At 65.4% G+C, this 19782-nt stretch carries 17 protein-coding genes; 6 read left to right on the top strand and 11 right to left on the bottom strand.

Annotated elements, in window-relative coordinates:
• Position 1 precedes the first annotated feature (1 nt).
• Together AC1DHL_RS25145 and AC1DHL_RS25150 are read left to right on the top strand one after the other, a co-directional pair.
• Complete coding sequence (locus AC1DHL_RS25145) at positions 2-1015, top strand: alpha-ketoacid dehydrogenase subunit beta (protein WP_478163747.1); 1014 nt, start codon at positions 2-4, stop codon at positions 1013-1015.
• A 1-nt stretch (position 1016) separates the two neighbouring features.
• Positions 1017-2279, top strand: coding sequence for a dihydrolipoamide acetyltransferase family protein (locus AC1DHL_RS25150; protein WP_478163748.1), 1263 nt, complete (start codon positions 1017-1019; stop codon positions 2277-2279).
• Here the strand turns inward: AC1DHL_RS25150 and mmsB are convergent.
• From mmsB to AC1DHL_RS25170, 4 genes are read right to left on the bottom strand one after another with little or no spacing between them, the layout of a single operon-like run.
• The gene (mmsB, locus tag AC1DHL_RS25155) at positions 2276-3175 is read right to left on the bottom strand and encodes a 3-hydroxyisobutyrate dehydrogenase (RefSeq protein WP_478163749.1); all 900 of its coding nucleotides are present in this window, start codon (positions 3173-3175) and stop codon (positions 2276-2278) included. The genes AC1DHL_RS25150 and mmsB overlap by 4 nt on opposite strands.
• A gap of 40 nt (positions 3176-3215) precedes the next feature.
• Positions 3216-4331 carry an enoyl-CoA hydratase/isomerase family protein gene (locus tag AC1DHL_RS25160; protein ID WP_478163750.1) on the bottom strand — a complete coding sequence of 372 codons (1116 nt, stop codon included), beginning with the start codon at positions 4329-4331 and terminating at the stop codon, positions 3216-3218.
• Between the two features lie 16 nt (positions 4332-4347).
• Complete coding sequence (locus tag AC1DHL_RS25165) at positions 4348-5502, bottom strand: acyl-CoA dehydrogenase family protein (RefSeq protein WP_478163751.1); 1155 nt, start codon at positions 5500-5502, stop codon at positions 4348-4350.
• A 10-nt stretch (positions 5503-5512) separates the two neighbouring features.
• Positions 5513-7036 (bottom strand): CoA-acylating methylmalonate-semialdehyde dehydrogenase, encoded by a 1524-nt coding sequence (locus AC1DHL_RS25170; protein WP_478104368.1) that lies wholly within the window; start codon positions 7034-7036, stop codon positions 5513-5515.
• A gap of 102 nt (positions 7037-7138) precedes the next feature.
• On the opposite strand from AC1DHL_RS25170, the gene AC1DHL_RS25175 reads away from it, so the two are divergent.
• Together AC1DHL_RS25175 and AC1DHL_RS25180 are read left to right on the top strand one after the other, a co-directional pair.
• The gene (locus tag AC1DHL_RS25175) at positions 7139-8026 is read left to right on the top strand and encodes a LysR family transcriptional regulator (RefSeq protein WP_478104370.1); all 888 of its coding nucleotides are present in this window, start codon (positions 7139-7141) and stop codon (positions 8024-8026) included.
• 101 nt (positions 8027-8127) lie between these two features.
• Complete coding sequence (locus AC1DHL_RS25180; protein WP_478163752.1) at positions 8128-9201, top strand: NAD(P)-dependent alcohol dehydrogenase; 1074 nt, start codon at positions 8128-8130, stop codon at positions 9199-9201.
• 24 nt (positions 9202-9225) lie between these two features.
• Here the strand turns inward: AC1DHL_RS25180 and AC1DHL_RS25185 are convergent, their stop codons facing one another.
• The 6 genes from AC1DHL_RS25185 to AC1DHL_RS25210 form a co-directional block, all read right to left on the bottom strand.
• Positions 9226-10629, bottom strand: a complete 1404-nt coding sequence (locus AC1DHL_RS25185; protein WP_478163753.1) for a DUF1254 domain-containing protein — start codon at positions 10627-10629, stop codon at positions 9226-9228.
• Between the two features lie 22 nt (positions 10630-10651).
• Positions 10652-12127, bottom strand: coding sequence for a DUF1254 domain-containing protein (locus AC1DHL_RS25190; protein WP_478163754.1), 1476 nt, complete (start codon positions 12125-12127; stop codon positions 10652-10654).
• 113 nt (positions 12128-12240) lie between these two features.
• On the bottom strand, positions 12241-13314 hold the full coding sequence (locus AC1DHL_RS25195; RefSeq protein WP_478163755.1) for a helix-turn-helix domain-containing protein: 1074 nt from the start codon (positions 13312-13314) through the stop codon (positions 12241-12243).
• Between the two features lie 30 nt (positions 13315-13344).
• Positions 13345-14148, bottom strand: a complete 804-nt coding sequence (locus AC1DHL_RS25200; protein WP_478104376.1) for an SDR family NAD(P)-dependent oxidoreductase — start codon at positions 14146-14148, stop codon at positions 13345-13347.
• Between the two features lie 34 nt (positions 14149-14182).
• Positions 14183-15064, bottom strand: coding sequence for an alpha/beta hydrolase (locus tag AC1DHL_RS25205; protein ID WP_478163756.1), 882 nt, complete (start codon positions 15062-15064; stop codon positions 14183-14185).
• A complete protein-coding gene (locus AC1DHL_RS25210; protein ID WP_478163757.1) occupies positions 15061-16563 on the bottom strand; it encodes a flavin-containing monooxygenase in 1503 nt (500 codons plus the stop codon). The genes AC1DHL_RS25205 and AC1DHL_RS25210 overlap by 4 nt, the downstream gene beginning before the upstream one ends.
• A 98-nt stretch (positions 16564-16661) precedes the next feature.
• Here AC1DHL_RS25210 and AC1DHL_RS25215 point away from each other — a divergent pair, with 98 nt between their 5' ends.
• Positions 16662-17711 (top strand): AraC family transcriptional regulator, encoded by a 1050-nt coding sequence (locus AC1DHL_RS25215; protein WP_478163758.1) that lies wholly within the window; start codon positions 16662-16664, stop codon positions 17709-17711.
• Between the two features lie 150 nt (positions 17712-17861).
• Positions 17862-18341 (top strand): VOC family protein, encoded by a 480-nt coding sequence (locus AC1DHL_RS25220; RefSeq protein ID WP_478104382.1) that lies wholly within the window; start codon positions 17862-17864, stop codon positions 18339-18341.
• 25 nt (positions 18342-18366) lie between these two features.
• Here AC1DHL_RS25220 and AC1DHL_RS25225 read toward each other — a convergent pair whose 3' ends face one another.
• Entirely contained in the window at positions 18367-19749 is a 1383-nt protein-coding gene (locus tag AC1DHL_RS25225; protein ID WP_478163759.1) for a CoA transferase, read from the bottom strand.
• Positions 19750-19782: the final 33 nt, after the last annotated feature.

A 19782-nucleotide genomic window follows, 5' to 3' on the forward strand; every position in this document is an offset into this window, starting at 1 on the left:
CATGGCGCGCATGACCATGGTGCAGGCCCTGCGCTCGGCGATGGACGTGATGCTCGAGCGCGATCCGAACGTCGTGATCTACGGTCAGGATGTCGGCTACTTCGGCGGTGTTTTCCGCTGCACCGAAGGCCTGCAGGAGAAGTACGGCCGCTCGCGCGTTTTCGATGCCCCGATCTCCGAGGGCGGCATCGTCGGCTCGGCGATCGGCATGGCGGCCTACGGACTGCGCCCGGTGGTCGAAGTGCAGTTCGCCGATTACTTCTACCCGGCCTCGGACCAGATCGTGTCGGAGGCGGCGCGGCTGCGCTACCGCTCGGCCGGCGACTTCAGCGCACCACTCACGATCCGCATGCCCTGCGGCGGCGGCATCTATGGCGGACAGACACACAGCCAGAGCCCGGAAGCCCTGTTCACGCATGTCTGCGGTCTTCGTACCGTGATGCCCAGCAATCCCTACGATGCCAAGGGTCTGTTGATTGCGTCGATCGAGAACGACGACCCGGTGATCTTTCTCGAACCCAAGCGGCTGTACAACGGCCCGTTCGACGGCCATCACGACCGACCGTTGGTGCCCTGGTCGCAGCACGCGCTCGGCGAGGTGCCCGAAAGTCATTACACAGTGCCGCTCGATGCGGCCGCGGTGTTCCGCACCGGTGCCGACCTGACCGTGCTGACCTACGGCACGATGGTGTATGTCTCGGAAGCGGCTGCGGCCGAAAGCGGTGTCGATGCCGAGATCATCGATCTGCGCAGTCTCTGGCCCCTGGATCTGGCGGCGATCGTCGCATCCGTCAAGAAGACCGGCCGTTGCGTCGTTGCCCACGAAGCGACGCGCACCAGCGGCTTCGGGGCGGAACTCGTGGCCTTGGTGCAGGAACACTGTTTCTATCACCTGGAGGCGCCCGTCGAACGCGTGACTGGCTGGGATACACCGTATCCGCATGCGCTGGAATGGGCGTATTTCCCGGGACCGGCACGCGTGGCGGCAGCGTTCAGGCGCGCGATGGAGACCTGAAATGCCGGGCAGCATCCATGTGATCAAGGTGCCCGACGTGGGCGAAGGCATCGCGGAGGTCGAACTCGTGGCCTGGCACGTCAAGCCCGGCGACGCGGTCATCGAGGACCAGGGGCTGGCCGACGTGATGACGGACAAGGCCAACGTCGAGATCCCTTCGCCGGTCGCTGGCCGCGTGATTGCGCTAGGCGGAGAAGTCGGACAGATCCTGGCGGTCGGCGCCGAGCTGATCCGTATCGAGCGGGCCGACGACGCCAGCGCGCCAGTGGCTGCGCCTGCATTGGCCGCCCCGGCACACGTGCCCGCCCCGGCGCGCGCCGCAACGCCATCGGTGCCTGCGATGGCGCCGACACGACCGGCGTCGCTGTCCGCCGGGGCCGCGGCTGACCGTCCGATCGCCTCACCGGCGGTGCGCAGGCGAGCCTGGGAACTGGGCGTCGACTTGAAGGACGTCGCGGCCAGCGGCACTGCCGGCCGCATCGTGCACGCCGACCTCGACGCGCACGTTGCCGCGCACGGCGCGCGGCCGCCGGACCGTGCTCCCGGAACAGGCAGCGCCGAACGCAACGACCAGCAAGCGGTGCCCATCATCGGCCTGCGCCGCCGCATCGCGTTGCAGATGCAGGAATCGAAGCGTCGCATCCCGCACTTCAGCTACGTCGAGGAGGTCGATGTCACCGAGGTCGAGGCCCTGCGCGCGGCGCTCAACTCGAAATGGAGCGCCGAGCGAGGGCACCTGACCCTGCTGCCCCTGCTCATGCGCGCGACGGTGCTGGCGGCGCGCGAGTGCCCGCAGATCAACGCCCTCTTCGACGACGAAGCGGGCGTCATCACCCGCCACGGCGCGGTACACATCGGCATCGCGACGCAGACCCCGAACGGGCTCGTCGTGCCGGTGGTTCGACACGTCGAGGCCCGCGACGTGTGGGCCATGGCCGCCGAATTGGCGCGCCTGGTCGAAGCCGCGCGGGCGGGCCGCGCGACGCGTGCGGAACTGAGCGGCTCGACGATCACCATCAGCAGCCTCGGCGCGCTCGGCGGGATCGTATCGACGCCGGTGATCAACCGGCCCGAGGTTGCCATCGTCGCGGTCAACCGGATCGTCGAACGCCCGGTATTGCGCGGCGGAGCCGTCGTGTCGCGCCGGATGATGAACCTGTCGTCATCGTTCGATCACCGGGTTGTCGACGGCATGGACGCCGCCCGGTTCGTGCAGTCGATGCGCGCGATGCTCGAAGAGCCTGCGCTGCTGTTCGTCGACTAGCTGGACTTGGCCTGCACGAGCTTGATGACGCTCGAAAAATCGAGCGCGCCATGCCCGGCAAGGCTGTGCGCCGCATAGAGATTGCGCGCGAGGCCGCCCAGCGGCGTGGCCGCGCGCACCGCCGCGGCGTTTTCCTGCGCGAGACCGAGATCCTTGAGCATCAGGTCGGTACCGAAGCCGCCGGCATAGCCCTTCGAGGCCGGCGCGGTTTCCATCACGCCCGGCAGGGGGTTGTACTTTTCCAACGCCCAGTTGCCGCCCGAGCTGCGCCGCATGATTTCCGACAGCACCTTGGGATCGAGTCCGTTGGCAACGCCCAACGCGATGGCCTCCGAAGTGCCGATCATCAGGATGCCGAGCAGCATGTTGTTGCAGATCTTCGCGGTCTGGCCCGCACCCGCGCCGCCCGCATGGAAGATGTTGGCCCCCATTTTTTCGAGCACAGGGCGCGCGCGTTCGAGATCGGCTTCGGCGCCGCCGACCATGAAAGTCAAGGTGCCCGCGATGGCGCCGCCGGTGCCGCCCGATACCGGCGCATCGATCACGGCAACGCCGCGCTTCGCGCCCGCCTCGGCCACCTTGCGCGAGGTCGCAGCGGCGATGGTGCTGCTGTCGATCACCAGCGTGCCGGCCGGAATCTCCGCCATCAGCCCGGCCTTGCCGTCGCTGCCGAGGTAGAGCGCCTCGACGTGCTGGCTCGCGGGCAGCATGCTGATGACGACTTCGGCACCGGCGAGCGTGTCCGCCGCCGACCTGGCGATCTTCACGCCCTCGCCTGCCAGCTTCTTGCAAGCCTCCGCCGACAGGTCGAAGGCGCTGACCGCGTGGCCGGCCTTGTGCAGGTTCAGTGCCATGGGGCCGCCCATGTTGCCCAGGCCGATGAATGCGATCTTCATGGGGTCTCCGTTGTCTTCGATGGAATGGATTGGATTGGGCTTACACCAGCGCGGCGAGCGGGTGCGGACCTTCGACGCGCACGCGCAGGTGGTCTTCGACGAACTCGGGCGTGATCTCTTCGATCGTGGCCGGGTTCCAGCGCGGATTGCGGTCCTTGTCGATCAGCAACGCGCGGATGCCCTCGGCAAAGTCCTTGTGCGCGCAGAAGCCGAGCGATGCCCAGTATTCGAGCCGGAACACTTCGGCCAGCGACATGTGCAAGACGCGCTGCCACAAGGCGAAGGACACGGCCGCCGTACTCGGCGAGCCTTTCGTGAACGTGGTGGCTGCGGCCTGCAGCCACGGATCGTCGGATTTCAGCGTGCGAAGGCGATTGGCAATGTCCAGCAGGTCGTCGCCAGCCATCAACGCGTTGATGGTGTCGAAGTGCTCCCTCAGCTTGGACGGCTGCTTCTCGGCGCCCTCCCCGGCTTGCGCGAGCAGCCGCGACAGCGTCGCGCGGTCCGCCTTCGTCTCGCCTTGCCATGCGCTCGCGGCAACGGCCTCGATCAATTGCGACTTTCGCTCATGCGGCACCACGATGTCCGCCAACCCGCAGAAGATGGCATCGGCCGCATTCAACGGCGCCGCCGTGAGTGCGAGGAACAGCCCGACCCGCCCCGGCGCGCGACGCAGGAACCAACTGCCGCCCACATCGGGGTACAGGCCGATGTTGATCTCGGGCATCGCGACACGGCTCTGCAAGGTCACGACGCGATGCGACGCGCCCGCCAGGAGCCCGACGCCGCCGCCCATCACGATGCCGTGGCCCCAGCAGAGGAAGGGCTTCGGAAAGGTGTGGATCAGGTAGTCGAGCTCGTATTCCTCGCTGAAGAAGGACTCGGCATAGGTGTTGCGCGCAGGGCCGCATTCGAGCAGCGTCTGATAGAGCTGGCGCAAATCGCCGCCGGCGCAGAAAGCCTTCTCGCCCGCGGCGTCGAGCAGCACGCCGACGACGCCGTCGTCCTTCGCCCATTCCTGGAGCTTGGGGATGAGAAGCCGCACCATCGCCACCGACAGCGAATTGAGCGAAGCAGGCGAATTGAGCGTGGCAACGCCGAAGCGCTTGCCGTTGGCGGTCTTGATTTCGTTGAAGAGAACTACGGGATCTGTCATTTCTTTTGGGCGGGATTCATCGAATGTCGGAGTCGCCTTCGAGCAGTTTTCGCGCGACGATCATGCGCATGATTTCGTTGGTGCCTTCGAGGATCTGGTGCACGCGCGTATCGCGCACCAGCCGCTCCAGCGGAAATTCGCTGAGGTAGCCGTAGCCACCATGCAGTTGCAAGGCTTCGTTGCAGACCGTGAAGCCCGCATCGGTGGCAAAGCGCTTGGCCATCGCGCAATAGGTGCTCGCGTCGGCATGGCCCGCATCGAGCTTGCTCGCGGCGAGGCGCACCATCTGGCGCGCGGCCACGAGTTCGGTCGCCATGTCCGCCAGCTTGAACTGCAGCGCCTGGAAGCTGGCCAGCGGCTTGCCGAACTGCTGGCGCTCGTTCAGATAGCGGCGGGCCGCATCCAATGCGCCTTGCGCCGCGCCGACCGAGCATGTCGCGATGTTGATGCGCCCGCCGTCGAGTCCCTTCATGGCGATGCGGAAGCCTTCGCCTTCGCTGCCCAGCAGATTCGCGGCAGGCACGCGGACGTTGTCGAAGTTGATGGTGCGCGTGGGCTGGCTGTTCCAGCCCATCTTGTGTTCCTTCTTGCCGTAGCTGATGCCGGGCGCGTCGGCCGGCACGGCAAAGGCAGAAATGCCGCCGGCGCCCCCACCGCCCGTGCGCGCCATCAGCACCAGCACGTCTGTCGCGCCGGCACCCGAGATGAAGGCCTTGCCGCCGTTGATGAGGTATTCGTTGCCCTGCAACTCGGCGCGCGTCTTGAGCGATCCGGCATCTGAGCCAGCGCCCGGTTCCGTCAGGCAATACGAGGCCAGCTTGCGCCCGCTCGTCAAGTCCGCGCCCCACTGCTCGCGCACGGCCGGACCACCCCAGGTGCCGAGCATCCACGTCGCCATGTTGTGGATGGTGATGAAGGCCGTGGTCGACGGATCGACCGCGGCCATCTCCTCGAACACCAGCGCCGCATCGAGACGCGGCAGCGCCAGCCCCTCGATGCTTTCGGGCGCATAGAGTCCGCAGAAGCCGAGTTCACCCGCCTTGGCAATGGCTTCCCTGGGGAAGATCGCCTCCGCGTCCCAACGGGCCGCATGCGGCGCGAATTCACTCAGCGCAAAGTCGCGCGCCGTCTGGGCAAAGGCGCGCTGCTCTTCAGTCAGCTCGAAGTCCATGCGGACGAGCTTACTTGAGGCTGATGGTGGTGTTGACGCCGTGCGAGACGGTGCTGTCGTCGAACCAGCGCTCCGTGACCGTCTTGGTCTGCGTGTAGAACAGCACGACCTGCTTGCCGTAAGGCCCGAGGTCGCCCAGCTTGGAAGCACGCGAACCGGTGAAGGAGAACATCGGCACCGGCACCGGGATCGGCACATTGATGCCGACCTGGCCGACATCGATGTCTTCCTGGAAGCGGCGCGCGGCGGCACCCGACTGCGTGAAGATCGCGGTGCCGTTGCCGTTCGGGTTGGCATTGATGAGTTCGATGGCCTCGTCGATGTCCGCGGCGTTCGCCAGGCACAGCACCGGGCCGAAGATTTCCTGGTCGTAGATGCTCATGCCGGGCTTGACGTCGGCGAACACCGTCGGGCCGACGAAGTTGCCCTTCTCGTAGCCGGGCACCGTGGGCTTGCGTCCGTCGAGTGCCAGCGTCGCGCCATCGGCCACGCCGCGTTCGATCAATCCGGTGACGCGCTCGTAGGCCGCGCAGGACACCAGGGGGCCGACATCCACGCCCTTCTCGGTGCCGGCGCCGACCTTCAGGGTCTTGGCCTTCTCGACGAGGTCGGGCACCCACTTCTGCGCATCGCCCACCAGCACTGCGACCGACACGGCCATACAGCGCTGGCCTGCGGCGCCGAAGCTCGCGCCTGCGAGTGCGTTGAGCGTCTGCTCCTTGTTGGCGTCGGGCATCACGATGGCGTGGTTCTTCGCGCCCATCATGCATTGCACGCGCTTGCCGGCCAGCGTGGCGCGGTTGTAGACGTGCGTGCCGACCTTGGTCGAGCCGACGAAGGAGATCGCCTTGATGTCCTTGTGGTCGCAGATCGCGTTGACGACCGCCTCACCGCCGTGCACGACGTTGAGCACGCCGGGCGGGATGCCGGCTTCGAGCGCGAGTTCGCACAGGCGCATGGTGACCATCGGGTCCTGCTCGGAAGGCTTGAGCACGAAGGTGTTGCCGGTGGCGATTGCCATCGGGAACATCCACAGCGGGATCATCGCGGGGAAGTTGAAAGGCGTGATGCCGGCGCACACGCCGAGCGGCTGCAGCAGGGTGTAGGTGTCGACGCCGTTGGCCACGTTGTTGGCCAATTCGCCGAGTTGGAGGTTACCGATGCCCGATGCGTGCTCGACCACTTCGAGGCCGCGGAACACGTCGCCTTCGGCATCGGGCAGTGTCTTGCCCTGCTCTGCGGTAAGGATGGCGGCCAGCTCGGCCATGTTCTCGCGAATGAGCTGCTGGTACTTCAGGAAGATGCGCGAGCGCGCACCGATGGGCGTCTTGCGCCAGGTCTTGAAGGCTTCCTTGGCGGAATCGACGGCCGCATCGACTTCGGCCTGCGTGGCAAAGGGCACCTTCGCGAGCACCTCCTGCGTGGCCGGATTGACGATGTCGCGCCATTCGGTGGTCTTCGACTCGACGAACTTGCCGCCGATGAGCAGCTTGACGGTGGCGACCTTCGTCGCGGGGGTGGTGGTGGCGTCCATGAACCTTGTCTCCTGAATGGGGGTGCAGGCGACGATGCTAGCTTTGCACTTTTGCGATAGCAATAGACAAATACGCATTCTCGATCTGCATAATTGCAAAGCATGGACTGGGACAACCTGCGCTTTTTTCTGGAGCTCGCGCGCTCGGGCACGCTGGTCGGGGCGGCGCGCCGTCTGGCCGTCGATCACACGACGGTGGCGCGCCGCATCCAGACGCTCGAAAAGCAGGTCGGCACCGCCCTCTTCTCGCGCGAAGCCGACGGGCATCGGCTCACCGAGGCCGGCCGCCGGTTGCAGCCGCAGGTCGAGGCGATGGAAAGCGCCTTCCTCACGGTCGAGAGCACGACCCCGGCGTCGAACGAAGGCTTGTCGGGGCTGGTGCGCATCGGCGCGACGGAGGGATTCGGCACCATCGTCCTGGCGCCGCATCTCGCGCTGTTCGCGCAACAGCATCCCAAGCTGGTGATCGACCTGCTGGCGATGCCGCGGCTCGTGCATCTGTCACGCCGCGAGGCGGACATCGTGATCTCGCTCGAACGCCCCGCGCGCGGGCCGGTGGTCGTGACCAAGCTGACCGACTACGCGCTGCGGCTGTATGCGTCGAAGCAGTACCTGGCGAAGCATGGCGCGATCCGCATCCGCGACGACCTGCGCGGCCACACCTTCATCAGCTACGTGGACGACCTGCTCTTCAGCAAGGAGTTGCAATACCTGGACGAGCTCTATCGGCCGGATTCCTTTGCGCTGCGCAGCACCAGCATCCTTGCCCAATATCAGGCGACCGTGGCGGGCGCGGGCATCGCAGTGCTGCCGGCCTTTATCGCAGAGCGCGACAAATCGCTGCGGCGCGTGCTGCCGGATGAGGCGAACTTCACGCGCACCTTCTGGATGTCGGTGCCGGCGGAGACGCGCCATCTGGCGCGCATGAAGGCGACATGGGATTTCCTGCGCGAGACGGTCGAGGCGCAGCGCGCATTGCTCTTGCCGTAGGAACATTTGTCGACCAATGTTGCGCCAAGTCAAACCCGTGTGCAACGCAGTTGAAGTCCAATGAAGAGGCTTCGAAACACCTCCTCGAAAGGGCTCTTCCCATGGCCAAAATGAAAGCCGCCATCTTTGTCGAAAAAGGTCGGATCGTTCTCGACGAGAAGCCGATCCCCGACGTCGGGCCGCTCGATGCGCTGATTCGCATCACGACGACCACGATCTGCGGCACGGATGTTCACATCCTCAAGGGCGAGTACCCGGTCGAGCGCGGGCTGACCATCGGCCACGAGCCGGTCGGCGTCATCGAGAAGCTGGGTTCGGCCGTCGATGGCTACAAGGAAGGCCAGCGCGTGATTGCCGGTGCCATCACGCCCAGCGGGCACAGCTACGCCTGCCTGTGCGGCTGCGGATCGCAGGATGGTCCGGGCACCAAGCACGGCTTCAAGGCCATGGGCGGCTGGAAGTTCGGCAACACGATCGACGGCTGCCAGGCGGAATACGTGCTCGTCAGGGACGCGATGGCCAATCTCAGCCCGATTCCGGACAGCCTCACCGACGAGCAGGTGCTGATGTGTCCGGACATCATGTCCACCGGCTTTTCCGGCGCCGAAAGCGGAAAGGTCAGGATCGGGGATACCGTCGTTGTCTTCGCGCTGGGCCCCATCGGCCTGTGCGCGGTCGCCGGTGCGAAGCTGATGGGCGCGACGACCATCATCGGCGTCGATACGGTCCCCGCGCGGCTCGAAGTCGCCCGCGCACTCGGCTGCGACCATGTGGTCGACTTTCGCAAGGGTGATCCGGTCGAGCAGATCATGGCCTTGACCGATGGGCGCGGCGTCGATGTGTCCATCGAGGCGCTCGGCACGCAGGGCACCTTCGAATCGTCGCTGCGCGTGCTGCGCCCGGGCGGAACGCTGTCGAGCCTCGGCGTCTATTCGAGCGACCTGAAGATTCCGCTGGACGCCTTCGCGGCCGGGCTTGGCGACCTGAAGATCGTCAGCACGCTGTGCCCCGGCGGCAAGGAGCGCATGCGGCGGCTGATGGATGTCGTCGCGTCCGGGCGCGTGGACCTGAAGCCTTTGGTGACGCATCGCTTCAAGCTCGACGACATCGAAACGGCCTACGAGCTTTTCGCGAACCAGCGCGATGGGGTGCTCAAGGTGGCGATCACGCCTTGAGTGTCGATGGTGGCCCAAGGTCGCTTACATCTGCTTCACCGGCGGCGCAGTCCACTTGCCTTCCGTCGCTTCGGCTTTTGGCCAGTAGAGCCGCATGATCATCGAGAATGGCCCCTTCGGCGCGGGCAGCCAGTTGGCTTCCTGGTCCTTGCCGGGCGATTCGTTCTGGATGATCAGCGTCAGCCCGCCGTCGGCATCGCGCTTGAACTGCGGCAGCATGGGTGAGTTGACCAGGTACCGGTTGATGGGATTGGCCACGAGGAGGCTCTGCGGCTCCTCATACATCGTCAGCGACCAGAACGCATTCACGGGTGGCAACTGGTCCGACGCAAAGTGCAAGGCATAACGGTTCGCACCATTCAGCTTCTGCTTCGCCTCATCCACGTAATAAGCCGGATACATCGCTTCCTGCTTCGAATTGCCGTAGATGCCCAGAACGGCGGCGCCCATGCGGTAGAGATAGTTGTTCTTCAGATATTCCCGCGTGCCGAAGACATCGCCGGAGGTCACCTTTCCCTGTTCAACTTCTTTCTTCAGGCCAGCGAAGTCCGCCCAGGCGTCGGCGATGCCCTGCTCCATGGCCGCCTTCATTTCAGGCGAGAGCTTGCTGGGGTCGAAGGTCTGTCCTCGCCCGACGCCGATCTTGGCGAAACGCGCCATGAGTTCGACCTCGGACGGATCTGTCGGGCAGAACTGGAGCACGAAGTTCAGGATGTCGAAGAACTGCAGCGAGGTCTTCTCTTCCACGGGCGTAAGAGGCTTGACGAAATCGATGGCCGGCGCGGCCTTGGGTGCGGCTGTGCCAAGGAACGCTGACAGCGTCTGAACCTTGTAGCCGGCTTGCACTTTCTTCACGTTGTCGAGGTCGGCCGGATTGAAGAGTTGCGTGCGATAGGCAGCGAAGACGAATTCCGTCTCCGAGCGGATCACCTCCTTCACGCCCTTGGGCGTCTGTCCTTTCCAGCCCGGCCCCGCGATGAGGAAGCTCCCGCCACCGTTGCCGGTGGTGCGGCTGCCGATGTAGGCGAAGTTGAAGGTGTAGGCGTCGATGAGCTGGACGCTGAAATAGCGCTCCTTTTCGATCGCCGGCACGGTAAGAACCAGAGGTTCGGCGCGCAGATCCATGCCCAACCACGAATATGGCGTGTCCGAGTTGGGCGTCTGGATGGCCGTATCCGCCGGCGTGTAGACGCGAGGAGTGTTGTGGATCTGATTCCACGGCGCCTTGAATTCGGGGGTCTGGCGATCCACGAAGTAGCTGTATTGGATGCGGTAGCTATCCACTATCGGGAAACCGTAGAGGTAGGCCTCCTTGGCGATCGCGCGGGCCTCGGTGGAAGTTACTTTCGGCTGGGCGCGCGCCGCCGAGGGAACGACCATTGGCAGTGCCATCAGGGAGATGATGAGTTTCAGTGTCGTGAATTTCATGGGAACCTCCGACGTGCCTCCTCTATGACGCCACGATGCCTGGCGGCTTCCACGTTCCTTCGCCGGCCGGCAGGACCGAAGGCGGCGTGTCCTTGGGCCAGTACAGGCGCATCACCAGGTAGACGGTGTCGTTCGGCGCAGGCAGCCAGTTGGCTTCCCGCGCCTTGCCGGGCGAATCCTTCTGGATGTAGAGCGTGAGCGAGCCGTCGGCGTTCTTCTTCATGCCCGAGAGCATCGGCGAGTTGATGAGATAGCGGTTGATCGGGTTCTTGATCAGGAGCTGGCTCTTGCCGTCGTACATCGTCACCGACCAGAACGCGTTCACCGGCGGCAGTTGCCCGGCGGGGAAGGTGAGCGTGTAGTTGTGCTTGCTGGTGTCGAGCGTCTCGCCCGTTGCGGTCACGCGGGTGTAGGGATACATCGCTTCCACGGCATCGTTGCCATAGATGCCGACCTTGGCGGCTGCGGAGCGCAACAGCCAGTCCCCTTTGTAGAAGGTGCGGTCGCCGAAGAATGATCCGATGTTCCAGCCGTTGATCTTCTTCACTCCGCCGGCCGCAAACTTGTCGATCTTCTCGTCACCCTCCTTCATGGCCAACAGGACGGCGGCCTTGTGTTCGAGCGAGAGATCCTTGAACTCGAAGGTCTTGCCCGGCCCGATGCCGATGCGGGCGAGCCTGGCCCGCACCGCCCTGTCTTCCGGGGTGGGCGGCACGTACTGGAGGGCGGCGTCCAGATACTCGAAGTAGTTCTGCTTGATCCCGGCAGTCGTGGCCGGCAGGAAATTGACGGCCGGCGCAGCCGGCGGCGCAGGTTGCTTGAGGAAGGCGGAAAGAGGCTGCGCCTTGTAGCCCGACTGCACCTTCACGACGTTGGGCATGTCTTTGGCGTTGAAGAGCTGGGTCCGGTAGGCCGCGGCGGCGAAGGGCGTGGTCGAGGTGAAGACCTTCCTGATGCCCGGGGGCGTCGCGCCTTTCCAGCCCGGGCCGACCACCATGTAGTTGCCCGGCTCGTTCCCCGTGGCGCGGCTGCCGACGTAGCCGAAGTTGTAGGTGTTGCCGTCGATCAGTTGCACCGAGTAGTAGCGCCTTTTTTCCACTGCCGGCACCGAGATCACCATCGGCTCGGCGCGCAGGTCCATCCACAGGATCGAATACGGCGTGTCGCTGTTCGGCGTGACGATGGCCGTGTCCTGGTAGGTGAAGACACGGGCTTCGTTCTTGATCTGGTTGAAAGGCGCCTTGAACTGCGGGCCGCCTTTGTCCACGGCATATTCGTACATTACCGCATAGTTCATCACGAGAGGCAGGCCGTAGATGAAGGCCTCCTCGGCGATGGCCTTGGTCTCGGCGATGCTCGGCGCGGCGATGCCCCTGGCTGCGTCGGCTTTCCCAGCCTGGGCCACGGGATCGCTCTTGCTGGCGCAGCCAGCGATCAGCGCCACCGCGGCGGCCGCAATCGCGGCCCATTTCGTGAGTGATGAAATCTCGGCTTTCATGATTGCCCTCGTAGTTTGCACATCGTGATCCCTGTACGTACCTGTTTGCGAGCGCGATCGTTGCACTGGCCCGGAAGTCTGGCAATTGGCCTTATGGGCAATATCGGCAGGTCTCAGCATGAGGCACCGCAAGCCGATGCAGCCCGCTGAAACTCGCTCGGCGTCTCGCCCGAGTGGCGCCTGAAGGCCCGGGTGAAGTTGGCTGCGTCAGTGAAGCCGAGCTGCTCGGCCACCCGCGACACCGTGGTTCCGCGTTGCACGAGCAGTTCGCGTGCGCGCTCGAAGCGTACCTGCTGCGACAAGTCGCGAAACTGCAGTTGCTCCTTCTTCAGGTGGCGGTCGATCGTTCGCTCGGAAATGTTCATGCGTCGCGCGATCTCGTCGAGCGTGACCTGCTGCCCTTTCGCTTCGCGCAATAGCATGGCGACGTAGTCACCCCAGCGCGCGTCGGGCCCCGGCCGGCGCCGCAGCGCCTGAAGGCGCTCCTCGATCTGTTCGACCACCTGTGGCGCGGCCAGCGGCAGCGCCTTGTCGAGGGCGCTTGCATCGATCACCATCGTGACGCCCGGCAGCGCACGATCATCGAAGCGGAAATCTGCAGACGACATGGCGACGTAGCGCGCATGGTGGCGCGGCACCGGCATGCCCAACCGGATCTCGCAGGAAGCCAACCCGGGTCCGGACAGCAGTTGGATGTGGTGGCAGGTCGACACGGCGATCGCTTCCATGTGGAAGCGCAACATCTCCAGCGACATCGCGGTTGTCGGGCTGAAGACGACCTCGCCGCGCTGAGCCCCGCGCCGGTACCTCATCGTGAACAGCTCGGTGATCAGGTGGTAGTGACGACTGGCCAGCCGGAGCATCTGGTCGAGGTCGCGGCAGCTCAGCATGCCGTAGCCGAGCAGGTCGTGCGAGTTGGGCTTGATCAGCCGGCCCGCCTCGAAGCCCAGGTCCTTGCGTCCCGACAGCCGATACGACGCATTGACGAAGGCCTCGGCCTCGCTCAGCAGCAGCATGCCGTCGGGACGCTCGAAGCGGCCCGGGTCGATGCCCGTGAGCTCCAGAAGTCGCGCCGTGTTCACGCCCTGCGCCCGCAGAAAGCCCAGCAGCAGCGAGAAGTAGCGCACCGGCACGCGCTTCAGCGACCTGGCCGTGCCGATGGGCGCTGGCGATACGAGCGTTTCCATGGTCTTGTCGGAAGTCGGGGCGAGCTGGATTCAGGCAATCAGCTTGACGACGCTGTGGTAGCTGTTGGGCATCAGCCGTGACAGCCAGAAGACCCGCCCGGACTGGTTGCCCGTGACTACGCGCTTCTTTCCGCGGCGAACGCCGTTCAGGATGGCGGCGGCGCAGTCTTCTGGCGGCGTGGTCATGATCTTTGCGCCCTGCGACGAGATCTGCGTCTCTTCGGCGCCGGCGTTTCGGCAGCGCCGGCCGTCCCGCTCGATGTTGGTCTTGATGCCACCCGGGTGCACGCTCACCGCGCGCACGCCGGTGCCTTCGAGCTCGCGCCACAGGCACTCGGTGAGCCCGCGCACGCCGAACTTGGAGATGTTGTAGGCGCTCTGGGCGGGATAGCCGATCAGGCCGAAGATGCTCGAGATGTTCACGATGCAGCCCTCGCGCTGCGCCAGCATCATCGGAAGGAAAGCCTTGCTGCCGTAGATCACGCCCCACAGGTTGATGCCGAGCTGCCATTCGATCTCGTCGATGTCCAAGTGCTCGAAGGTGCCGACCATGGTCGTGCCCGCGTTGTTGAACACCAGATGCGCCGCGCCGAAATCGCGCTTCACGTCGTCGGCGTGGGCGAACACGGCCTCGCGTGAGGAGACGTCGAGCTTGTAGCCTCGAACATCGGTGCCGGCTGGCATCTGGCTGATGGTCTGGGTGAGCCCTGCGGCGTCAATGTCGGACAGCGCGAGCCGCGCTCCAGCGGCGCCCAACTGGAGGGCCAGCGCGCGGCCGATGCCGGATCCAGCGCCGGTGACGACCGCGACCTTGGCTTTGAAAGGGGGATGCATGAGAGGTTTCCTTGTTTCGTGAGATGGCTGCGCGTCACACGGCCACGTGCTTGCGCAGGAACGCCAATTGCGTTCGTACGTTCTTGTCGAGGTAATCGCCGTAGTACGGCTGGAAATGATCGGAGGCGTGCAGCGTGAACTCCGCGTTCCGCATGCGGCCCGCTGCCTTTCGCGCGATGGCCGCCGAGACGATGGTGTCGTTCGACCCGGCGATCACGAGCGTCGGCACCCGAACCCTGCGGGCGCTCCGGATCGGGTTGTAGCGGGGAATCTTCAGCAGCACGCGAGCGAGGACCTTGTTCTCCCACGGCACGTCGGCGATGGCCTTCAGCTTCTCCATGCCGTCCCAGGCTTCGGGGCCGGTCAGCGCAGCCAGATCGCCGTGCCGGCCGACGACGGGCACGTAGTGCGGCCTGCCGAACAGGCTGCCGACGACGTCGCGCAGGCCCGCGAAAGTCAGCCGCAGGACGGCCGACGGGCTGAGCGAAGTGATCGCAGCCCAACCGCTCATCAGCGGATGCCCGGCGATGACCGCAGCCACGCGATGTCCGCGCGCCGCCATGCAGGTCACGTGCCCGCCGGACAAGGAAGTACCCCACAGCACCATGCGCCGGTCGTCGACGCCCTCGAGCGTCCTGACGTGCCGGATCGCGGCGTCCCAGTCCTTCAAGTGCCGTGCAGGATCCACCCAGTGGCGCGGCTGGCCCTCGCTGTCGCCGAAGTTGCGATAGTCGAACAGGAACACGGCGTAGCCGGCCTCGACGAAGCGCGTGGCATGCGGGAGCAGCATCGCGCGCACGCCGGCAAAGCCGTGCGCCATCACGATGACGGGGGGGCGATCGCCCTGGCTGGGCATCAGCAGGGTCCCTGCGCAGCGCAGGCCCTGGCTGACGAACGAGGATTCGATGGATTTCATGGGCGCTCGCGGCAGGCGCCTGCAAGACGCGGCGCGGCGCGCAGCGATCCGCCGCCGAACTCCAGCGCCGAATCCTCCACCGGATCCTTGAGCAGCATCACGCGGTCTTTCTCGGGGTTGTGCAACACACGCCACGGCAGCCCGCGGCCCTGGCGCGGCACCATCGCCCGGCCACGCCGCGCGTAGCCCGACTGGAGCGCAGCCACGATGTCTTCGTCCTGCATCTCTCCCTCCGGCGCGCGGGCCGTCACCACATCGACCCCCTTGCGGTCCATGTGATTGAGCAGGCGGCAGACGTAGCTCGACGCCATGTCTACCTTCAGCGTCCAGGGTGCATTGATGTAGCCGAAGAGCCACGCCATGTTCGGCACGTCCTGAAGCAGCACGCTCTTGTAGGTCATCAACTCGTTCACGGCGAGCGCTCGGCCATCCACGCGCAACGCCATGCCGCCGAAGGACTGAAGCTGCAGGCCGGTCGCAGTCACGATGATGTCGGCTTGCAGTTCCTTGCCGGACTTCAGGCGGATGCCGTTCTCGGTGAAGGTCTCGATGTGGTCGGTCACGATGGAGGCCTTGCCCTCCCGGATCGCCTTGAAGAGGTCGGCATCCGGCACGGCGCACAGGCGCTCGTCCCAGGGCTTGTAGCGGGGCGAGAAGTGGCTCATGTCGAAGTCCTTGCCCAGGTGCTTCTGCACGCCGGACAGCAGCCACGCTCTCATCTGATCGGGCCAGCGCTTCGAGAGCTTGTAGATCAGTCGCTGAAGGAACAGGTTGCGCCGACGGGCCATGCCGTAGACCCAGCGATCCGGGAGAACGCGCCGCAGCACGGCAGAAATCTTGTCGTAGGCCGGCACGGAGAACACGTAGCTCGGCGAGCGCTGCAGCATCGTGATGTGCGCGGTCTCCCGAGCCATGGTCGGCACGAGCGTCACGGCGGTCGCGCCGCTGCCGATCACGATGACCCGCTTGCCGCGGTAGTCCAGGCCTTCCGGCCACCGCTGGGGATGGATGCACTGCCCCTTGAATCGCTCGACGCCCGGGAAGCTCGGCAGATAGCCTTCGTCGTGGTTGTAGTAGCCGGTGCAGCTGACCAGGTAGTTGCAGGTGAACACGCGGGCCTCGCCGGTTTCTTCATCGACCGCGGTGATGGTCCAGCGCTTTTGCTCGCTCGACCAGGACGCTTCGGTGGTCTTGATGCCGAAGCGGATGTTCTTGTCGACCCCGTATTCGCGCGCCGTATCGGTGACATAGCGACGAATCGAAGGACCGTCCGCGAGCACCTTCAGTTCATGCCACGGGCGAAACCGGTAGCCGAAGGTGAACATGTCCGAATCCGAGCGGATGCCCGGGTAGCGGAACAGGTCCCAGGTGCCGCCGATCGCCTTGCGCCGCTCCAGCAGACCCACGCGCTTGGTGGGGCATTCCATCTGCAGATGGCAGGCCATGCTGATGCCGGACAGGCCGGCACCGATGATCAGTACGTCGAAATTTGTCTCCATGCGCTTCTGCCTCTAAGGGTCGATGTGATGCAGGGAGTATTCCCGCCCACCCTCCTCGCTTCTTGACATTGCGAGACTCATGTTTGACATTTCGAGACATGACAGACATGGTGCGGGCGAGCGGACTGCGGGGATACGCGGCCCTCATGCGAGGCTTGGGTGCCGACCCGTTGCCCCTGTTGCAGCGATACCGGATTCCATCGGACTCGCTGAAAGACGATGACGCGCTGCTGTCTCTGCGTTCCTGCGTCCATCTTCTCGAGGCCAGCGCCGTCGAGACGGGCTGCGCGGATTTGGGCTTGCGCCTTGCGCATGTTCAGGACGTCAGCATCCTCGGTCCCCTCGGGATCGTTCTACAGAACGCGCCCACCGTCAGGGAGGCCATGGACTACGCTTCTCGCCACTTGTTCGTACACAGCCCCGGGCTGGTGATGGGGATTCATGACGACAGCTCGCTGATCGAAGGGGCCGCGGAGATGACTCTGGAGATCCGGCTCGCCAGGCTGCCGGCGCAACGTCAGACGATCGATCTGTGCCTCGGCGACATGCACCACATCACCCGCCTGCTCGCGGGCCAGCAGTACCATCTGCGCGCGGTCGCGCTGCCGCATACGCCCGTTGCGCCGCACTCCGTCTACGAGCGATTCTTCGGTGCGCCCGTCTTCATCGAGCAGCCGCATGCCGCCCTGCACGTCAGTCGCGAAACGCTGCGCGCTGACCTACGGGGAGCGAACCCTGCATTGCGGAAGATCACGGAAGACTATTTGGCGAGGCACTTTCGAGTCCCGGGCGAAAGCGTTTCGGCCCGTGTTCGCCTGGCATTGCGCCATATCCTAGGCACCCCGCAAGGCAGCAAGACCGATGTCGCAGCCCTGCTTGCTATCCATCCACGCACCCTGCAGCGTCACCTTGCCGCCGAACGCACCACCTTCGAGCTCATTCGCGAAGAAGTGCGCAAGGAGGCCGCCATGCACTATCTGCGCGAGACGAAGATTCCGCTGGGCCAACTCGCGGACCTCCTCGGCTTCTCGGAACAGTCGGCGATGACGCGATCTTGCCGGCGCTGGTTCGGCGTTCCGCCCTCGGCTTTGCGCCAGGACGCGATCAGCGCCGCAGTAGAGCGACAAGAGCGACCACTCCCGCGATGATGGCGCCGTTCCGCAGCGCCGCGCGACCGCCGGGGCGGATCCCTACGATGACATCAGTCCCGTCCGACAAACCGACGTCTCGCGATGAGGACGATGGGAGTTTTTTTGGACCGCGGCGGATGCCGCATGCTCAACTTCAGGAGACACGAAATGACCAGCAAGAACACGATCTGTCTGTGGTACGACGGCACCGCCCTTGACGCCGCAAACTTCTACGCCAAGACATTCCCCGATAGCGCTGTCGGCGCCGTCCACCGCGCACCGGGCGACTATCCCGACGGCAAGCAGGGCGATGTCCTTCTGGTCGAGTTCACGGTCGCCGGCATCCCCTGCGTCGGACTGAACGGCGGCCCGCATTTCAAGCACAGCGAGGCCTTCTCTTTTCAGATCGCGACCGACGACCAGGCCGAGACCGATCGCTTGTGGAACGCGATCGTCGGCAATGGCGGCCAGGAAAGCGAGTGCGGCTGGTGCAAGGACCGTTGGGGGCTGTCTTGGCAGATCACCCCTCGCATTCTCATCACGTCACTGTCCGATCCCGATCGCGCGGCCTCCAAGCGCGTGTTCGACGCGATGATGACCATGAAGAAGATCGACATTGCCACACTGGAGGCGGCGCGGCGGGGCTGAGGCCTTTAAACACCCTGTCTAGTACTCAAGGCCACGCCGGCGGATGACTCCCCGGCGGCATCGACGGGCGCGGCCACGCGGCCGGCGTGCGCGAAAGCTGCGCGCTGTGCCTGAATCCGCTCAATTCGCCGAAGCCCGATGCGGAGGTTTCCAGATACGGCGTCTTGTCGGGCACCTGGATCCGGAATCCGTCCGCCACCCGACCCAGGCCGCGCAGCCAATGCCCCGTTTGCGCCAGCGACACTTGGACGTGCCAACTGCCGCCTTCGCGCTGCTGGCGCCATAGCGCAGCGGCTGCGCCCATCGCGATCAGGTAGCCCGTCGCCTCGTCGAGGATCTGCATCGGCAATGGCCTTGGCTTGCCGCCGCCGGCCGCTTCGCCCTCGGCGTGGTTGAAGCCCATGGCCGTCTGCACGAGTGAATCGAAGCCCCGGCGTGCTGCCCATGGGCCGAGTGTTCCGTAAGCCGACAGCGAAACGTAGGCGATGCCTGGCCGGGCGCGCGCCGCATCCTCGGGACCGAAGCCCAGCGACGCGATGCCGCCCGGACGATAGCCCTGGATGAACACGTGCGCATCCTTCAGCAGTCGGCTGAGCGCATCGCGGCCCGCCTCGCTGCCCAGGTCGACATGCGTCGAAAGCTTGCCGCGGCTCGTATCCGCGATCGCCTCGATGTTCGGCAGACTGGGCGAGTTGACCAGCATCACATCCGCGCCGTAGGCCGCGAGAGCGCGTCCGCCCACCGGGCCGGCGAGGATGCGCGTGAGATCGAGCACACGCACGCCGGACAGCGGCCGCGCATCCGCGCCCAGAGGCGGCAGCGCGTGGGGCGGTGCATCGCCGATGCGTTCGATGGTGAACAAGGGCTGCGACACGAGCGCCCTGCCCTGCGGCGTGGCATCCCAGTCGTCGAAGCGCCGCAGTGCGGTCGCGACCAAGCCCTTGGCAGCCGCCGCGTCTTCGAAGTCCTGCGACTTCCATGCCTGGATGGCGGTCTCGGCATCGGCGCGCTGCACGGTGGTGGCCGGGTCGAGCCCCAGCAGCCGCAGCGCACCGTCGCGGTGGTGCGCGAAGTTGGCATGAATGCGCACCCAGCCATCGGCAGTGCGATAGAGGCCCGAGAACGGGTCCCACAGATCGGGTACGCGACCGTCGATGCTGAACCAACCCGTGCATTCGAGCGCCGCATGCAGCATGTCGACGTCGACATGCTGCCGCGGCGCGCCGCGCGCATGGCCCAGTTCGCAGGCCGCAAGTGCAGCGGCGGCAATGGTGCCCTGCGCCGCGGCGCCCACGGCGAATGATGAAGGCAACACGGGGTCCGCGCCGCGGAGCCGCGCGAATGCCAACGCATCGCTCGGCAGGCCCGCTTGCCGCCAGATATCTTTCAGGACTTCGGTCGCATCCATGTCGTGCTCTCCAAAAAGAAAAAGGCAGGGCTC

It is taken from the genome of Variovorax sp. 10L426, from assembly GCF_056395305.1.

Bases quoted from the DNA above. Each gene is read 5' to 3' on its own strand.
- AC1DHL_RS25145 (WP_478163747.1), top strand. From the start codon at position 2: ATGGCGCGCATGACCATGGTGCAGGCCCTGCGCTCGGCGATGGACGTG.
- AC1DHL_RS25150 (WP_478163748.1), top strand. From the start codon at position 1,017: ATGCCGGGCAGCATCCATGTGATCAAGGTGCCCGACGTGGGCGAAGGC.
- mmsB (WP_478163749.1), bottom strand. From the start codon at position 3,175: ATGAAGATCGCATTCATCGGCCTGGGCAACATGGGCGGCCCCATGGCA.
- AC1DHL_RS25160 (WP_478163750.1), bottom strand. From the start codon at position 4,331: ATGACAGATCCCGTAGTTCTCTTCAACGAAATCAAGACCGCCAACGGC.
- AC1DHL_RS25165 (WP_478163751.1), bottom strand. From the start codon at position 5,502: ATGGACTTCGAGCTGACTGAAGAGCAGCGCGCCTTTGCCCAGACGGCG.
- AC1DHL_RS25170 (WP_478104368.1), bottom strand. From the start codon at position 7,036: ATGGACGCCACCACCACCCCCGCGACGAAGGTCGCCACCGTCAAGCTG.
- AC1DHL_RS25175 (WP_478104370.1), top strand. From the start codon at position 7,139: ATGGACTGGGACAACCTGCGCTTTTTTCTGGAGCTCGCGCGCTCGGGC.
- AC1DHL_RS25180 (WP_478163752.1), top strand. From the start codon at position 8,128: ATGGCCAAAATGAAAGCCGCCATCTTTGTCGAAAAAGGTCGGATCGTT.
- AC1DHL_RS25185 (WP_478163753.1), bottom strand. From the start codon at position 10,629: ATGAAATTCACGACACTGAAACTCATCATCTCCCTGATGGCACTGCCA.
- AC1DHL_RS25190 (WP_478163754.1), bottom strand. From the start codon at position 12,127: ATGAAAGCCGAGATTTCATCACTCACGAAATGGGCCGCGATTGCGGCC.
- AC1DHL_RS25195 (WP_478163755.1), bottom strand. From the start codon at position 13,314: ATGGAAACGCTCGTATCGCCAGCGCCCATCGGCACGGCCAGGTCGCTG.
- AC1DHL_RS25200 (WP_478104376.1), bottom strand. From the start codon at position 14,148: ATGCATCCCCCTTTCAAAGCCAAGGTCGCGGTCGTCACCGGCGCTGGA.
- AC1DHL_RS25205 (WP_478163756.1), bottom strand. From the start codon at position 15,064: ATGAAATCCATCGAATCCTCGTTCGTCAGCCAGGGCCTGCGCTGCGCA.
- AC1DHL_RS25210 (WP_478163757.1), bottom strand. From the start codon at position 16,563: ATGGAGACAAATTTCGACGTACTGATCATCGGTGCCGGCCTGTCCGGC.
- AC1DHL_RS25215 (WP_478163758.1), top strand. From the start codon at position 16,662: ATGACAGACATGGTGCGGGCGAGCGGACTGCGGGGATACGCGGCCCTC.
- AC1DHL_RS25220 (WP_478104382.1), top strand. From the start codon at position 17,862: ATGACCAGCAAGAACACGATCTGTCTGTGGTACGACGGCACCGCCCTT.
- AC1DHL_RS25225 (WP_478163759.1), bottom strand. From the start codon at position 19,749: ATGGATGCGACCGAAGTCCTGAAAGATATCTGGCGGCAAGCGGGCCTG.